Origin of the sequence: Helicobacter sp. MIT 05-5294, from assembly GCF_000765675.1 — a bacterium.
Taxonomy (GTDB): Bacteria; Campylobacterota; Campylobacteria; order Campylobacterales; family Helicobacteraceae; genus Helicobacter_D.
The window spans coordinates 100,949-117,402 of the sequence record NZ_JRPA02000004.1; the positions used below are offsets into that span (position 1 = coordinate 100,949).

Below are 16,454 nucleotides of genomic sequence, written 5' to 3' on the forward strand. Positions count from 1 at the left end.
TCCTTTACAACAAATTCAGCGCAAAAATATAAAAAATAATTCCTGCAAATATGCTTAACACAGAGTTTTTAGATAACACAAAGCATAAACTCGCACAAAAAATCCCAAAAACCTCATAAAGCCCATAAGTCTCACTCCAAGGAGTATCTTTAAGGCTAAAGAATACTAAAAGCGTCATAATCAATAATGGCATAGTATCTCGCAAATAACGCAACCACGCATTATTAGTTGCATTTTTAAGCGCAAAAAATGGCAAAAAACGCGTCAAAGCAGTTCCAAAAGACGCAGCAAGAATCGCCCAAAGAATATAAAGACTACTTAAATCCTCATTGATTTGCGTTTCCATTTTTACGCCCCTTTTAATGAACTCTAAGCTTGTGGTGGCGGATTCCGCATTGCTTTACCACTGCCTATCCATCGCCTAAAAAATAGCAAAATCAAGATTCCACAAACCATACTTAAAATCAAAAATTCATCACTAGGGAAGACGATAAGCCCTATCACTCCAAGTGCTAAGGCGATATAAAAAGGGATTTTATTGGTAGAATTTCTTAATAAAGCAAGTGTAAGCACACTAAAAAGGGCAGTTAGCGCGAACTCCACGCCTTTGGGCTGGAATCCTAATTGTTCGCCCAAAAAGATTCCGATTCCACAGCCCAAAACCCAATAAATATGGTCAAAAAAGGTGATATAAAGATAGCTTTTCTCCATTTCTTTTGGGGTAAGCTTCAAGGTCTCTTTGTTGGTTTTTAGCACTGCAAATGTTTCATCTGTAAGCCCAAAAAGAATGTAGTATTTGCCAATGCCAAAATTCTTAATCTCATCTGTGATTGCCAAAGAATAAAACATATGGCGAATATTTAGCAAGAAAGAAGCAATGGCGATTTGAAAGAATCCCGCGTGGATTGCGAGTAAGGAAATCAGCAAAAACTGCCCTGCTCCTGTGAAAATCAAAATCGCACTTAAGATTCCAAAATACCAAGCCAAATGCAATTTAGAAAACAGAATCCCAAACGCAATTCCAAGAGGCAAATAACCCATAAATACAGGCAAACTCTGCACAAAACTCCTAAAAATCATACAAACCTAAACAACAAAACTTCATTGCTAACCCGCAATTTCAAGTCTTGGAATATAAGAATCATTCGTCGCATTAGCAGTATAGCTTCTAATTGCATAGGCAACAAGCCCTTCTTCATTTGTCCCATAAGATGGCTTTTTTTGTTGCATATTATTGAAGAGATTTTTAGATTCTCCATTGGAATTTTGAGCTGTGAAATCCACTTGTCTTTTGGAATCCGATGTGTTTGTGGCATTGGTGGGATTCGCCAAAGCATTAGAGGATTCTATAGAATCTTGCGATTCTTTTGAATCATTAAGCTGTTCTTTTATTTCTTCTGCTCTTTCTTGTGCTTGTTCGCTTCTAGCGCGAGATTCCATTTGCGCGGCGTTTGCAGCGACTTTATAGTCTTGAGGGCTGGGGTCTGCTGGAGCCATTGCAGCGGAGATAATCTGACGCGCGTTGCTAATGGTTTCTTCTGGCGTTCTTCCCTCTTTCATTGTGATAGGCACTTCTCCTGAAGTCGCATACATTTTGCCATCAGGTCCGCGTGTGTAGCCAAAACTAGCACCTCCGCTTACGACACCTGCTCCTGCTCCGATATGCGCAGCTTCGTGCGCACGCACATTCGCGTCTATCGCGGCTAATTCGCGCACATATTGCTGTTCGCTTTCGTCTAGCTTCTCTCCGCTTGGGGATTCTGGTGCAATAATATCCGTATTTTGCTCGGATTCTTGTTGGGCTATTGCTTCGCTAAAAGGCGTATTTTGGGATTCTACTTCTCCAAAGGTTGGTTGAGAATCTTGTGTTTTAAAATTATTGGAGTAATTTTGCAAATTAAAATAAGCATTTGTTCCAACTTGCATTTGCGCCTCCTTGATTTAAAATCTTATTAAATTATAACGAAATTTAGAAAAACAATTCATAAACTCATTTAATTTTTAAATGTAAAATTCATTCAAAATCCACAAAAAATTCAAGAGAATTCCTATCAATGTTCGCTTAAATTCCAAACGCTTAAGATTCCAAAGAATCCCAAACGCATTGAATATGCAACTAAACCTTAAACGAATCTAATTGACTATTTAAAGCACTTGCTTTTTGTGAAATCTCCTTAGAGATTCCGTCAATCAAGTGCACCGCTTTACTATTCTCATCTGTGAGTCTTTGCACTTCGCTTACTTGTTTCAAAATATCATTCACTGCTGCGAAAAGCTCATTGGTTTTTTGCAGCGATTGCGAAGAAGCTTCCACGGCATCTTCTAGGGATTTTACGCTTGTTTCTAGATCCTCCGTGCTTTCAATAGAGGCGTCTGCGATACTAACGGTGTTTTGGACATTCGCTCCCATCGCATTATTTGCGTCAGAAACAGATTGAATGATTGTATTGACTACCGCATTAATCTCACTTAGGCTTTTTTGTGTGCGTTCTGATAGCTTTCGCACCTCATCAGCGACAACTGCAAATCCTCTTCCTGCTTCTCCCGCCCTTGCCGCTTCTATGTTAGCATTAAGTGCCAACAAACTAGTTTGGTCGGCAATCTCTGCAATAATAGACAAAACATCTTTAATCTTATCGGTTTCTTGCGCTGTTTGCGAAAGTCTTTCGGCTATATCGCGTTCGGTGCTGACATTTCCTTGCACTTCATTAATTACTTTCAGCAAAAGTGCTTTGGTTTTCGCAAGTTGATTTGCAGAATCTTGAATATCATGCGCACTTTTTTGCACCAAAGACATAGAATCGTTTAGCATCAATTCAATGTTGTTACCAAGATTCGTGCTTCGTTTGACAATTTGCACCAAACATTCAATGCGCTCATCAATCTCTTTTGACGCGGTAGAAAGCTGCGTGGATTGCAAAATGTTTTGATGACTTGCGTCTTTTGCATTTGCCACGGTATCGTCAATCTTTTGAATAAAATCATTGATATAAGAACTTGCTTTTGCGATTTCATCTTCATTTTTGATAGGCAACCGCTTCGTTAAATCCCCATCACCTTGTGAAAGCTCATAAGCCACATTGGTAAGGTTTAGAATCGGATTAAATACCCAACGATTAAAGAGGAAAAACAAAATCAACAGCGCAACAATGCCCACCCCAATCATCGCAAAGAGAATCTTGAATTGAATCTCTTGCGAACGATTCATTAATTCTTGGGTGGAGATTTGCATTTCAGCCACTCCCAAAACCTCCCCTGTCTGCGAAGTTGCGTGGCACATTAAACACGATTCTTCTGCGATGATAGGTTTTGCCATTAAATAGCCCTGATCATTCTCTGTTTTGTAGATTCTGATAAATTCTTTTTTGGTTTTAAAGACTTCCAAAATTTCTGGAATCGTCGTGTAGGTTTTGCTTAAGCCCATTAATTCAATGATTGCCTCTGAAGGAAAAACCTCCATATTTGTAATACCTGGGACTTTTTTAGAACCCGCAATAAAACCTCCGATAATCTCTGGGTCTCCCGTATTCATTGCGACTTTTAGCCCTTCAAAAAGCATTGCGTTAAGCTGATGAAGCTCGTTGGTAGAGCTACTTTTAGCAATATCATCAAAACCATTTAGCAAATTATAATGGACCATTCCCAAAAGGGTTAACAAAAACACAACAATCATCACAATGATTTTGGCTCGGATTGTCTTTAGCATAAAGTCTCTTTCAGCGACAAAGCCCAAATTTCAAGCTTTATCAGTATTTGTGCTATTATACAAATGTAGGGATAAAAAAATCATTAAATTTCACCCTATTCCAATCTATCCTTGTATTAAAACACAAAGCACTTACACGCCAACCCTATCAGCCCAAACTACCGAATCAACTTCAAAGATTCCTTAAAGAATCCCATATTAAAATGCGTTACAATATTTCACTATTTTTTGATTTTTTAGGCTTTTTAAATAAATCCTCATTTGCCATAGGCAATTCTACTTTAAATTCCACTCCATCTTTTTCATTGCAGGCGAAAATTCTCCCCTCCATTTTATCCAGAATCATTTGCGCCATTGCCAAGCCCATTCCACTACCATTTCCTTTGGTTGTAAAAAACGCTTCAAAGATTTGCTGTCCAATCTCCGGGCTGATTCCTCCCCCATTATCCAACACACGAATCACGCACATTTGGCTTCCTGCGATATTTTGCTCCATTGAACAATCTATTAAGATTCTGCCCTCTTTGATTTTCCCGTCGCTTAAACGCGCTTTTGTCGCTTCAATCGCATTATCTAGCAAGACAATCATCACTTGTTGCAATTCATTTTTATTAGCATAAACTTTGAGTTGTTTTTTGTGTTTGCAAGGCTGCATTTTAAGCATAATTTTCTTATCCACTAATTGATAAAACAGCTCCAAAACCTCTTTGATTGCGCCATAAACTTCAAATGTTTCTTTGTTTTTACTTGGATTATAAAACTCCCTAAATGCGTCAATCGTCCGCGACATAAAGCGAATTTGCTTCGTCATCATTTGGGTGTATTTTTCAAAATTATCATTATCTAATTCGCCATATTGATTCATCTCTTTGAGATTCTGACATAAAAGCGACAAAGAATTAAGCGGCTGCTTCCATTGATGTGCGATATTGCCCAACATCTTCCCCATTGCTTCTTCTTTGTTTTTTTGGATTAATTCCACGCGTTTATTGCGCAATTCATTTTCTAATTTCACAATATCTGAAATATCCACAAACGCGAAATAAAGGGTGGTTTTTTGTGCAAAATTCATAAAGTGAATAGAAACAACAACAGGAATCGTAGAATCCTCTAGCGTCAAATCCAAACGGAAATTTTGGCGCAGTTTGCTTTGTTTAAGTTGTGTGATTTTTTCAAATACCGATTTTTTATCCGCTTTATTATTAAACAACTCTAAAATATTATGATTTAGGATTTCTTTACCAAAAAGATTCAAAGCGGCGTGGTTTCGCCTTATAATGTTTAAATTCTCATCTTGCGCCAAAATAATCGCATTCAGACTATTTTCAAACAAATAATCGTGCGAATAGTCGCTTTTAAGCCTTTGGGCAATCTCATATTCAATCTGATTAGCTAATTCTTTGCTCAAAGCTTCAATCTGCGCATTTTTGTTTAAAAGCTCATTTTCCAACTTTTCTTTAGTTTTTATCTCTTCTAAAAGCTTTCTATAATTGATAAACAAATAAAGAATGATTCCAAAGAAGCAAACTGCCAACCCAAAAAACAGAATAGAGAGTGAGTAGCTCTCATTCCAATCTGCCAACCATTCCATAGCTAAGGATTCCTAACATTTCTATTTCCCTTAATTATATCCTAAAATTCAATGTTTTATGGATTTTAAAGTTTTTTATTGCATTTATTTTGTTACAATTTCAGAATTTTTTAATTATGAGGTAATTATGACAACTACACTCCATACAAGCCCCTTTTTGCTTGAAATTGGCACAGAGGAACTCCCAGCACTTCCATTTTTGGCTGAATTGCCCAATATCAAGAATAAATTTCAAAAAATTTTAGAATCTCATCGTCTTCCTTGCAAATTTGACTTTTTCTATACACCGCGTCGCTTAAGTTTTATCGCGCTAGAATTCCCACAAATCCAAAATGCGCAAACACTAGAATTTTTTGGACCACCTTTAAATATTGCCTACAAAGACAATCAGCCCACTCCAGCGGCTTTAGGATTCTTCAAAAAATGCGGAATCTCACAAGAAGAAGTTACCACAACCACAAAAGACGGCAAAGAGATTCTTTATTGTCAAAAACTCGCTCCACAAGCACCGGCAGTAGAGTTATTAGAGGAAATCATCAAAGAATTTTTAGAGTCTTTGAATTTTGGTAAAACAATGCGTTGGGGCAGCCTTAAGGATTCCTTTATCCGCCCTATTTCTTGGATTTTGTGTTTATTAGACAGCAAACGCGTCCCTCTAAAACTCTACGGCATAGAATCCCAAGCGCAGACTTTCGTGCATCGCAATGTCAGCTTTGAACCCTTTGAAGTAAAAAATATCCCAAATTACTTTGATATTTTGTCTAATAATGGCGTTATTTTAGACCAAAACAAGCGCAGAGATAAAATTCTAACCGAGATTAAACAGATTGAAAAAACGCAAGGAATCCAAGTAGAAATAGATTCAGAATTATTAGATGAAATCGTAAGCATTACCGAATATCCCACCGCGCTTTTTGGCGAGTTTAGCGAACATTTCTTGGAGCTTCCCGCACCTTGTATCATCACTTCCATGAAAGTCAATCAACGCTATTTTGCAACCTACAAAGATAAGAATCTTTATTGCGGATTCGTGCTTGTCTCCAATAGCCTAGCAAAGGATTCTTCCGCTATTATAGAGGGGAATCTCAAAGTGCTTCGTGCACGACTAGAAGACGCGCTGTTTTTCTATCACAATGACTTAAAAACAGGATTCCAACGCGAACGCCTCAAAGAAGTAACTTTCGTAGAGGGCTTAGGCTCTATGTGGGACAAAACGAATCGCGAATGCCAAATCGTCCAAATTTTAAGCCAAAGATTCCAAAGCGAACTTACCGCACTAGAACCCAACCCCTCACTTTTAAGCGAAATCCTCAACCAAGCCGCAACGCTTAGCAAGGCGGATTTGATGAGCGAAATGGTTTATGAATTTACCGAATTACAAGGCATTATGGGATATTACTATGCTAAAGCCTTGCGCTATGATGAAAGAGTAGCACTTGCAATCCAAGAACAATATCTGCCAAACTCCGAAGAAAGTGCAATGCCCTCAAATCTCATCAGCGCGGTGATTGCACTCGCTTATAAGCTAGATAATCTTATGGGGCTTTTTAGTATTGGCAAAATCCCAAGCGGTTCGCGCGACCCCTTTGCGCTAAGACGCGCCGCTAATGGAGTGATTAAGATTATCTTGCATTTTAACTTGCCTTTTAATTTAAAAGAGATTTTAGAAAATCTTGCACCCTTTTATCAGCCCTTTACACTCCAAACACTAGAAAACTTCATTTTGGAGCGTTTGGATTCTATGCTGGACTTCAACACTTCTCTTTTGCGCTCCGTTCTTGCCACAGGAGAGCGCGATTTGGTGCAAATCTTTCAAAAACTCACCGCGCTAGATTCCGCACTTAAGAATCAAGATAAGAATCTCTTGTCCCAAACTTTCAAGCGACTTGCGAACATCACAAAAGAAGTGGATTTAAATTCTGCTTTGGATATTAAAGAAGACAAATTAATCGCCACAGAAGAAACAGAACTCTATCAGGCATTTAACGCGTGTGCGCTAGATAAAAATGACTATACAACGCGCTTAAATTCACTCCTTGCGCTCAATCCGATTTTGGATAGATTCTTTGACAAAGTGCTTGTCAATGCCCCCGATGAGGATTTCAAAAACAATCGCAAACACCTTATTGCAAGGATTTACAAAGCGTTCTTGGAAATTGCAGATATTAAAGAAATTAGCCTTTAGGATTGATTTTGCGGGAATTTTCTAAGATTGAAGTTGAAAAAATCAAACAAGCCATAGAATCCAAAAAACAAAGCTTTCCTCAAGATTGGCTTGGACGCGCACTTGCTTATACACCCTATCAACCCCGCACTTTATGCCTAAATCGTGCAGAATCCACAGAATCTAAGGCAAATTGCCAAGATTCCAAAGACTGCGGAGATTCTAGCATTCCATGCCTTTATCGTTTCTCTCAAAGCTTTCTTGCACAAACAGATTCCAACCCCAAATCTATCTTGCAAATCGCCAAAAACTACGAGAATCTCGCAAAAGGCTTTTTAGTAGAATCCTTAGAGATTCTGACCTTTATTCGCCGCTATGTTCAAACTCCTTTGATTTATGATTTTCTTATTTTGGATTCCTATCAACTCTTAGAATCCCTTGTATATGGCGCGGACGCTGTGATTTTAACCCCAAAATTTTTCACTCAAAAAGAACTTAGGGATTTAAGCGAATATGCGCTCAAAATCGGGCTAGAGAGAATCTTTCGCATAGATTCCAAAGAAGATTTGACAAAATCCATTTTCGCACAAGCAGATTTTTTGGATTTGGATTCCAACTTTTCCTTAATCCCGCTCATTCCAAACGGCAAAATCCTTTTAAGTGAGATTCCAGAAGATTTAGCCCAATCCGCACAACCAAGCCTTTTAAATGCACTTGATGCAAGAATCTTGGCGTTATAAAACCACTAAAGAAATTAAAATCTTCATTGGAATATTTTATAGTGTTTGGGCGTAAAATCAGATAGAAAAATATTTTTTAAGTAATTATTTAGAAATTTTTAGTTAAAAAGCCCCTTTTGAATTTTATCAACTTAAATTTATGGAGCAACCTATGTCTTTGATGATCAATGAAGAATGTATTGCATGTGATGCCTGTCGCGAAGAATGCCCAAATGAAGCGATTGAAGAGGGAGATCCTTACTACGCCATAGACCCTGAACGCTGCACAGAATGCTATGGATTCTACGATGAACCCGCTTGTCTCTCTGTTTGTCCCGTAGATGCGATTGTTTCCGACCCTGATAATGTGGAAACCTTAGAAGAGCTAAAATTCAAACATTCCCAACTTCATCAAGAAGATTTAAGGTAAAGAAATTGGCAAAAATTACCGCAATCATTGATATTGGCTCAAACTCCGCAAGAATGGCAATTTTTGAAAAAACAAGCCATTTGGGATTCCATTTACTCTATGAAGCTAAAAGCAAAGTCCGAATCTCCGAATCCACTTACGAACATCAAGGTTATCTACAACCTAAACCAATGGAACGAGCGATTTGTGCTTTAAAGGATTTTTTGTGGATTGCCAAATCCCACAAAGCGCGTAAGATTCTATGTGTCGCAACTTCGGCAGTGCGTGATGCGCCCAATAAAGCAGAGTTTTTAAAACTCGCAAGAGAAATCGGGCTAAAAATCAAAGTTATTACAGGAGAGCAAGAAGCGTATTTTGGCGCATTAAGTGCGCTTAATCTGCTTTCTTATCGTGAGGGGCTAACGATTGATATTGGCGGAGGTAGCACAGAATGCGCTTTGATAGAAAACTGCAAAGTCATTGACAAAATCTCGCTTAATATCGGAACAATTCGTTTAAAAGAATTATTTTTTGACAAGGGTGATTTAAAGGGTGCAATTGCATTTGTCCAGCAAACCCTCGCACAAATGCCGCCCCACTTTCGCCATAAGCGTATTTTTGGAATCGGAGGCACTGCAAGAGCACTAAGCAAAACGATTCAAAAGAAAACCGACTATCCGCTAGATACTCTACACGCTTTTGAATACGACTTCCAAGCACACACTGAATTTTTCCGCCAAATCTACACTGCAAAGCCCGATGAATTGCTAAGTTTAGGTATTAAAGAAGATAGGATTGATTCCATACAAGGTGGCGCACTCATCTTTCACCTTGCCTTGCTTAGTTTTAAAGCTTCAAGCGTTGTTACAAGCGGAGTTGGGGTGCGCGAGGGTGTGTTTTTAGAAGATTTATTACGCCACGAAAATGGGCATTTTCCTCCAAATTTCAATCCTAGTGTGCGGAATCTAAAAGACCGCTTCATTCGCGACTTTAAAAAATCCAATTTGCAAAGAACTCTTGCATTAAGGCTTTTTGAAGCGCAAAAACCCCATTCACTCCTTAGCGATTCTTATCATCAGCATTTGGGCATTAGCGCGGAATTGTGCAATATCGGAATCGCGCTGAATTTCTACGAAAAAAGTCATCATGGCAATTACCTTTTATTTCACGCACTCAATTATGGTTTAAGCCATCAAGACCGCTTACTGATTGCTACTCTTGTGCGATTTTCCACTAAGAAGATTCCGGATTCTTTGGAATATGCCAATTTATTGCCCGATTTAAAAACCCTTAGGATTCTTAGCTTTTTTGTCGGGCTTTGCGAGATTTTAAGCCAAAACCAAACCCCCAAAGCATTTGGATTTGATTTTGTTTTGAAAAACCAAGAATTTACTTTGCAAATCTCACACCCCAATCCCTCCTATCTTGTGCGTGAGCAAATTGCAAAATTGATTCTCCCCAATCCAATCACAAAAATTATATTTGCTTCGTCGCAAAACCCTTTAAAATGAGCTCATGAAAACTCCTCTTAAAATCGCTATTATTCGTTTGAGCTCATTAGGGGATATTATCCATAGTGCAAGTGTCTTGCCACTGCTTTTGGAATCCCTAAAAGCAACCTATGAAGTAACTTTGCATTGGTATGTTGATAGCATTTTTGGTGAGATTTTAGAGGATTCACCTTGCATTGATAAACTCATCGCATTGCCACTCAAACGCGCAATTGCGTCCAAAGATTTCCAATGTCTCCGAAGCATTTATCGCACACTCAAACAAGAATCGTATGATGTCGCGCTAGACTTGCAGGGTTTGCTAAAGTCTGCTTTGGTTAGCAAACTCTTAAGGACGAATAAAATCGTAGGCTTCCAACAAACCAAAGAATCCCTTGCAACTCTATTTTACAACCAAAAGATTCCCATTTCCTATGAAGAGCATATTTTGTTGCGCAATGCCACTTTGGCATTAGGTGCGTTTAGAATAAATCCCCCCTCTTTGGAATCCCTAAAAAATCCTCAATGCTTTTTGGGATTCCAAAACACGCCTTTACCCTTTGAATTGCCACAGGGCAAAAAGATTCTGTGCGTGCTAGAAACCTCCAAACCCAACAAGACTTATCCTTTGGAATCTTTCGTCGCCCTTGCTTCGCTTTTAAATACCAAAGGTTGGATTCCGCTTTTTTTAAGTCGCTTTCGCTTAGAGATTCCAAATCCCAAAAACGCGCAATTCCAAAGCATTAACAATCTCACTCTAAATCGTGTTAAAACGCTTGTGGCGCAGATGGATTTAGTCATTGGTGGGGATACAGGCATTACACATCTTGCGTGGGCATTGCATCGCCCCTCAATTACATTATTTGGCGCGACCCCACCGCAGAGATTCAACCTCCACACTCCGCATAATCTTTATCTAAGTGCAAACCCAAAGGCGAATTATCAAAAAGATGATTTTAGCATTCGCGAGATTCTGCCAAATAGCTTATATGAGCTTGTTTGCGAATTGCTTGTCAATCAAGATTCAAAAGAAGCATTATGAAAATTCTACAAAATCTCAAAAAAACGCTGTTTTTTTCTAGCTTAGAGCTATTGGGCTATTTCTTTTTATATATGCCTCATTTTTTGCGTTTTAATCTCGCAAAAGGAATCGCGTTTGTCTTGTATTTGTTGGATTCTAGGCGCAAATTTGATTTATTCGCAAACCTTGATTTTGCCTATGGCGAATCTCTGTCCAAAGCGCAAAAACACGAGGTTCTTAAAACTAACTACCTTAATCTTGTTTATAATTCTATTGCCTTTTTTATGCTCTCTGTTAGCAAAAAGCAGCATATTGTGCAAATGACTTGCTTTGAAAATCCAGAAATCGTTGAATCCTTGCTCCAAAAAGGCGAAAAAATCATTTTTGTTACCGGACATTATGGGAATTGGGAATACACAACTCCGGCATTTTCTTGCCATTTTAACCACCCTATTGTTGCAATTGCGAGACCCACAAAAAACGATTTGTTTGATAGCTATCTTTCCAAAACGCGCTCAAGGTTTCAAATCAAAATATTAGACAAAAAAGGCGCAATGCTGGGAATCGTCAAGGCACTGAATAAAACTAAAGTTGTCGGGGCGGTAACCGACCAAAACACCGCTAGGAAAGAGGGGCTTTTGGTAAAATTTTTTGATAAAAATGTCCGCCATACTCCTTTTGCCTCCATTTTAGCTTTAAAATACAATGCGAAAATCGTCCATGCTTTTGCGCACTATTCTAAAGACTACCGCCAAATCCTCATTAAGATTCTGCCTCCTATTGCATTTCAAGAAACAGGGGATTTAGAAGCGGATATTCAGAGTTTAACGCAAATCCAAAGCGATATTTTAGAACAAGTAATCCGTGAAAATCCCAAAGAATGGCTATGGTTCCACAAAAAATTTAAAAATCAATACAAACATATTTACCAAAATAAGGAGAGGCGATGAAAATCTTGATTATAAAGCTCAATAAAATCGGTGATGTCTTGCTAACAAGTCCGCTTTTCCCGAACCTTAAAGCGCATTTTGGTGAAGATTGCATAATAGATATGCTTGTAAATTATGGCACACAAGGAATCTTAAGCCATCAATTTGTGCGCAAAATCCATACCTTAAAGCGTCTCAAAAACCCTTTGCAAAAACTCTACACAGAAATTTCGCTTCTAAGTGCAATTTATCACGAAAGATATGATCTTGTCATAGGATTGACTAGTGGGGAACGCACTGCTTTTTTAAGTCTTTGGAGTGGTGCAAAGATTCGCGTAGGATTTCCTCCTCGCAGCTTTTGGGCAAAAAACATCTATACACACCCGCTAACCGCCAAAGGAGGACAACATACAATTGATTATAATTTATTGGCACTCCAAGCACTTAGGATTCCAATCCTAGAAAAACGCGTAACCGCTTCAAGGATGGAATCCTGTGATAAATTTGCCAATTTGCCCAAACACTTCATTCATTTGCATTGTTTTAGTAGTTGGTTTTTTAAAAATTTAGGAGATGATTTTTGCGCTAAGCTAATAGACTTGATTTGGAAAACTTACCAAATCCCTTGCGTTCTAACTGCTTCAAGCGATCCAAGAGAGGGCGAGAAACTCCAAGCAATCTTAAAACTCACCACCACAAAGCCACTTTACTTTAATGGCAATCTCTCGCTATCTGAAGTTTCCTTGCTAAACTCCAAAGCCCTTGCATTCGTCGGCGTAGATACCGGCATTATGCACTTAAGCGCGTCAAATGATATTCCAACCTTTGCATTCTTTGGTCCCTCTGCGCCCAACACTTGGGGTCCATGGGATAATACATTAATGGAATCTGGTTATACTGCGACAAAAGGAATCCAAAAAATGGGCAAACACTGCGTTTATCAAGAATCCCTAGATTGCATTCCTTGCGGGAGAGATGGTTGCAATGGAAGCAAAAAAAGCGATTGTCTGCTAAGCAAATTAAACGAGGAACGCGCCTTGCAAACTTTGGCTAATTTTCTCTCCCCACTAATGCCTACAAACTAACCACATTTTGCGCGTTTAAAAGTGCGTGGATTGTGCCTTGCATATTACCAACATTGCCGACTTTTAGCTTCTCTAACACATTAAAATACCCTAAACAAGTTTGACAAGCATAGATTTTGACCCCTTTTTCTTCTAAGCGTTTTAAAACCTCTATCCCCTCCGCGTTTGTTGTCGCAAGTAATACCGCACGATTAAGCAAATAAATCTCTTCAAAAGGCGTTTGTGTCGTAAGCAATGTGCTTAAAAAACTCATCACCAATTTATGCCCAAGCTCACCCTTCTCTCCAATTGCATCGTTTGTAAGCAACAAAACTTTATTCATTCTTTCTCCTTTGTTTTTGGGATTTTATCTAAAATTTTTTGTTCTAATCCTAAATTTGCCGCCTTAAACAAAAAGATTCTAAATCGTTTTGGAATCCAAAGCTTACGATATTTCTCACGCACAGCCTTTGGGATTACTAAAGATTCTTGCAAATCAGGAGAAAAAAATATTCTATTATTTCGTTTTTCTATCGCGATTCTTGCCTGAAAAACAAAAGAAAACTCTTCTTTTCCCAAAGCCTCTTTTAGCTCCAATCTCTGCGGACGCGAAAGCAGGATTCCACATTCTTTGCATACCTCATCTATCGCTTCTATTTGCTGTGGTATTCCTTGCAAAGATTCTAAGGAAAGCACGCAAAATTTGCCTAAAGTTAAAATCTCGAAAATCTCACCCTTAAGCGGATTACACCCCAAATCCTCTTCTAACAACCTTAAGCTAAAGGAGATTCCACTTTGAAATTCCTCCAATAGTGCGTTAGAATACTTCTCCCTAAAGTAATTGCGCTTCAATCCCATATTGCTATTACTAGAATCTTCAAAATAAAAAATTTGATGTTCTGTCAAGCATTGGAGGATTTGCGCACGGCTAACCTGCCACAAAGGACGCACGATGAAGTAAAAAATCTCCTTATAATTGCTATCAAGATTCCTTGCCAAAACTCTTTTGCTTTGGGGAGAAAGTCGCATTTTAGATAGGCTTGTTCCTTTGCAAAACTGCATTAAAAACCACTCTAATGAATCATTCAGCTGGTGGGCTAAAATCAAGTTTGTATAGCCAAATTGAGCGATGAGTTCTTCAAAAAACCCATAACGAAACTGACGCGCATTGCTTTCAAAGTTTGCTTGTATCTTAGGCGCATATTGGATAAAACACTGCCTTTTATCCCTAAAGCACAAGTTTTGCGCATAGGAGACTTCAAGGCTAGATTGTCTCCTTAAACCATAATCCACAATCGCCACATCAAAGGGGATTCCATTTTTTTTTAGTAAGAAATACAAGGCACTAGAATCCACTCCGCCCGAGAAAGCTAAGAGATTCCGACCATTTTTAAGAAGTTCTAAAAAATCTAGCTTAATCTCCAAATCATACATTTGCGCGTCCAAGCACACAGCCAAGCACACTTTCTCCTACAACTTCTGTAATTTTGACGCGATAATATCCAACTTCCAAATCTTCTTCTATTTCTTTGTCGTTAATCAAGATTTCCCCGTCAATTTCAGGAGCGAAACGAATATCTCGCGCACTATAAAAATATTCTGATTCTGCGGATTTTCCCTCTAAAATTGCCACAATCTCTTTGCCAACTAAGTTTTTCAGATTCTTTTTATACTGCTTTAGAAAGATTTTATTAATCGTCTTCAATCGCGCATTAATGGTTTTTTGTGGGATTTGCTCCAAAGCCGCGCTTTTTGTCCCCTCCTCGCAAGAGAATCCAAAAAGATTCATACGATCAAAAGTATAGCTTTGGATAAACGCGCACAATTCTTCAAAATCCTCGTCTGTTTCATTAGGGTGTCCGATGATAAAACTCGTGCGCACAAAGCTATTTGGCACAGTGCGCATTGCTTTTAATAAGCCCAAAAACTCTCCGCTTCTTCCCATAGTTTTTAACACTTTTTTGCTACTATGTTGCAAAGGCATATCAAAATAATTTTGAAAGACTTTAGAATCGCGAATCGCAGAAATTAGCCCTTTAGAAGTGCTAGAGGGATAAAGATATAAAATCCTCGCACTTTTTATTTCTAATCCATCATTTGCAAGTTTATCAATGCTTTTAATCAAATCCACCAAACCATCATTAACCCCAAAATCACGCAAATAAGAGCTAGAATCTTGTGCAATGAAGCTAAAATCCCTAAAACCACGCGCGACTAGATTTTTGACTTCTTTTAAAGCAGATTCCAATGTGCGCGAATGCAATTTGCCTTTAAAGCTTGGAATCGCACAAAAACTGCATTTTTGATTGCAACCTTCAGAAAGCTTAATATACGCGTGGATAGAAGAACCGCTAATCACGCGATGATGATTCTCATTTGCCAAAAACACGCCGGTGTGGTTTGAAAGGATAGAATCCCCGATTTTACGCGATTCTATGAGTTGATTAATTTTATCATAATCCCCTACACCCGTGATAATATCAATCTCTGGAATCTCTTGTTTTAATTCTTTAGCATAGCGTTCGCTTAGGCAGCCACTCGCCACCAAAATCGCGTCTTTTTTTTTGGATTCCAAAGCATTTAAAATACTCTGGATACTTTCTTGCTTCGCCGCTTCAATAAATCCGCAAGTATTCACAATCACAACATCGGCTTCGCTTAGATTCTGCGTGTTTTCATACTTGCTTAAATTCCCCAACATTACCTCACTATCCACAAGATTTTTTGTGCAACCAAGCGAAATTAAATGCAATTTTTTGCTCATCTCTACCCCAACCTACAAAGTCTGCAATCGTTTCAATGCGGCTTTTACCATTTCGCCAACTTCGGCATTTTCTAAGCCTTTTGTCGCTTTGGCAATCAAATCATTTTTGTAGCCCAAAGATTCCAATGCCAAAACCACTTGGTGCAAATTAGAATCCTCTGCAACTTTTGCTCCGCCATTTTGCGCCAACTCTAGCGACCAACCCGACAATTCTACCAAGATTCTCCCCGCACTTTTTGGACCAATGCCCGGAACTCTTTGCATAGACTTAATATCATTGCTTTCTACAATCTGTGCGAAAGTCTGCGGATTATAAGTAGAGAGAATCGCCAACGCAACCTTTGGACCTACGCCATTAATCTTAATCAATCTTTCAAAAAGATTTTTTTCTATTAATTCTGCAAAACCAAATAAAATTTGCGCATCTTCACGAATAATATGCGAAATATGCAAAGTCAGATTCTCTCCCACTTTTGCTTTGATTTGATTAGAAGTTTGCAGAGACACAAACACTTCATAGACGACCCCGGCACATTTCAGTGCCACACGCGTAGGTTCTTTGATAAAAATCTCGCCGACAAGAGCGATAATCATAAA

At 38.6% G+C, this 16,454-nt stretch carries 16 protein-coding genes; 7 read left to right on the plus strand and 9 right to left on the minus strand.

Annotation, left to right across the window (positions count from 1 at the left end; all coding sequences use genetic code 11):
• Nucleotides 1-4: 4 nt before the first annotated feature.
• From LS69_RS03500 to LS69_RS03520, 5 genes are all read right to left on the minus strand, one after another.
• Nucleotides 5-346: an AzlD domain-containing protein gene (locus LS69_RS03500; RefSeq protein WP_138122135.1), complete on the minus strand. Its 342-nt coding sequence runs from the start codon at nt 344-346 to the stop codon at nt 5-7.
• Between the two features lie 23 nt (nt 347-369).
• Nucleotides 370-1,062: an AzlC family ABC transporter permease gene (locus LS69_RS03505; protein WP_238699109.1), complete on the minus strand. Its 693-nt coding sequence runs from the start codon at nt 1,060-1,062 to the stop codon at nt 370-372.
• 45 nt (nt 1,063-1,107) lie between these two features.
• The gene (locus LS69_RS03510; protein WP_138122139.1) at nt 1,108-1,926 is read right to left on the minus strand and encodes a putative metalloprotease CJM1_0395 family protein; all 819 of its coding nucleotides are present in this window, start codon (nt 1,924-1,926) and stop codon (nt 1,108-1,110) included.
• 190 nt (nt 1,927-2,116) lie between these two features.
• On the minus strand, nt 2,117-3,706 hold the full coding sequence (locus LS69_RS03515) for a methyl-accepting chemotaxis protein (RefSeq protein WP_138122141.1): 1,590 nt from the start codon (nt 3,704-3,706) through the stop codon (nt 2,117-2,119).
• A gap of 208 nt (nt 3,707-3,914) precedes the next feature.
• On the minus strand, nt 3,915-5,297 hold the full coding sequence (locus LS69_RS03520; protein ID WP_238699110.1) for an ATP-binding protein: 1,383 nt from the start codon (nt 5,295-5,297) through the stop codon (nt 3,915-3,917).
• Nucleotides 5,298-5,424: 127 nt separating this feature from the next.
• Here LS69_RS03520 and glyS point away from each other — a divergent pair, with 127 nt between their 5' ends.
• From glyS to LS69_RS03555, 7 genes are all read left to right on the plus strand, one after another.
• Nucleotides 5,425-7,482 (plus strand): glycine--tRNA ligase subunit beta, encoded by a 2,058-nt coding sequence (glyS, locus tag LS69_RS03525; protein WP_138122143.1) that lies wholly within the window; start codon nt 5,425-5,427, stop codon nt 7,480-7,482.
• 8 nt (nt 7,483-7,490) lie between these two features.
• Nucleotides 7,491-8,201: a hypothetical protein gene (locus tag LS69_RS03530; protein WP_194145397.1), complete on the plus strand. Its 711-nt coding sequence runs from the start codon at nt 7,491-7,493 to the stop codon at nt 8,199-8,201.
• 151 nt (nt 8,202-8,352) lie between these two features.
• Nucleotides 8,353-8,610, plus strand: coding sequence for a YfhL family 4Fe-4S dicluster ferredoxin (locus LS69_RS03535; protein ID WP_138122147.1), 258 nt, complete (start codon nt 8,353-8,355; stop codon nt 8,608-8,610).
• 5 nt (nt 8,611-8,615) lie between these two features.
• Nucleotides 8,616-10,100, plus strand: a complete 1,485-nt coding sequence (locus tag LS69_RS03540) for a Ppx/GppA phosphatase family protein (protein ID WP_138122150.1) — start codon at nt 8,616-8,618, stop codon at nt 10,098-10,100.
• Nucleotides 10,101-10,104: 4 nt separating this feature from the next.
• Entirely contained in the window at nt 10,105-11,121 is a 1,017-nt protein-coding gene (waaC, locus tag LS69_RS03545) for a lipopolysaccharide heptosyltransferase I (protein ID WP_138122152.1), read from the plus strand.
• Nucleotides 11,118-12,050 carry a lipid A biosynthesis lauroyl acyltransferase gene (locus LS69_RS03550; RefSeq protein ID WP_138122154.1) on the plus strand — a complete coding sequence of 311 codons (933 nt, stop codon included), beginning with the start codon at nt 11,118-11,120 and terminating at the stop codon, nt 12,048-12,050. The genes waaC and LS69_RS03550 overlap by 4 nt, the downstream gene beginning before the upstream one ends.
• Nucleotides 12,047-13,114, plus strand: a complete 1,068-nt coding sequence (locus LS69_RS03555) for a glycosyltransferase family 9 protein (protein WP_138122156.1) — start codon at nt 12,047-12,049, stop codon at nt 13,112-13,114. Before LS69_RS03550 ends, LS69_RS03555 begins: the two co-directional genes overlap by 4 nt.
• Here the strand turns inward: LS69_RS03555 and LS69_RS03560 are convergent.
• From LS69_RS03560 to ruvA, 4 genes are read right to left on the minus strand one after another with little or no spacing between them, the layout of a single operon-like run.
• Nucleotides 13,104-13,436 (minus strand): DsrE family protein, encoded by a 333-nt coding sequence (locus LS69_RS03560; protein WP_138122158.1) that lies wholly within the window; start codon nt 13,434-13,436, stop codon nt 13,104-13,106. The genes LS69_RS03555 and LS69_RS03560 overlap by 11 nt on opposite strands.
• A complete protein-coding gene (gene tilS, locus LS69_RS03565; protein ID WP_238699116.1) occupies nt 13,433-14,545 on the minus strand; it encodes a tRNA lysidine(34) synthetase TilS in 1,113 nt (370 codons plus the stop codon). Before tilS ends, LS69_RS03560 begins: the two co-directional genes overlap by 4 nt.
• Entirely contained in the window at nt 14,520-15,857 is a 1,338-nt protein-coding gene (gene rimO, locus LS69_RS03570) for a 30S ribosomal protein S12 methylthiotransferase RimO (protein ID WP_138122160.1), read from the minus strand. The genes tilS and rimO overlap by 26 nt, the downstream gene beginning before the upstream one ends.
• A 12-nt stretch (nt 15,858-15,869) precedes the next feature.
• Nucleotides 15,870-16,451: a Holliday junction branch migration protein RuvA gene (gene ruvA / locus LS69_RS03575; RefSeq protein WP_138122162.1), complete on the minus strand. Its 582-nt coding sequence runs from the start codon at nt 16,449-16,451 to the stop codon at nt 15,870-15,872.
• Nucleotides 16,452-16,454 lie beyond the last annotated feature (3 nt).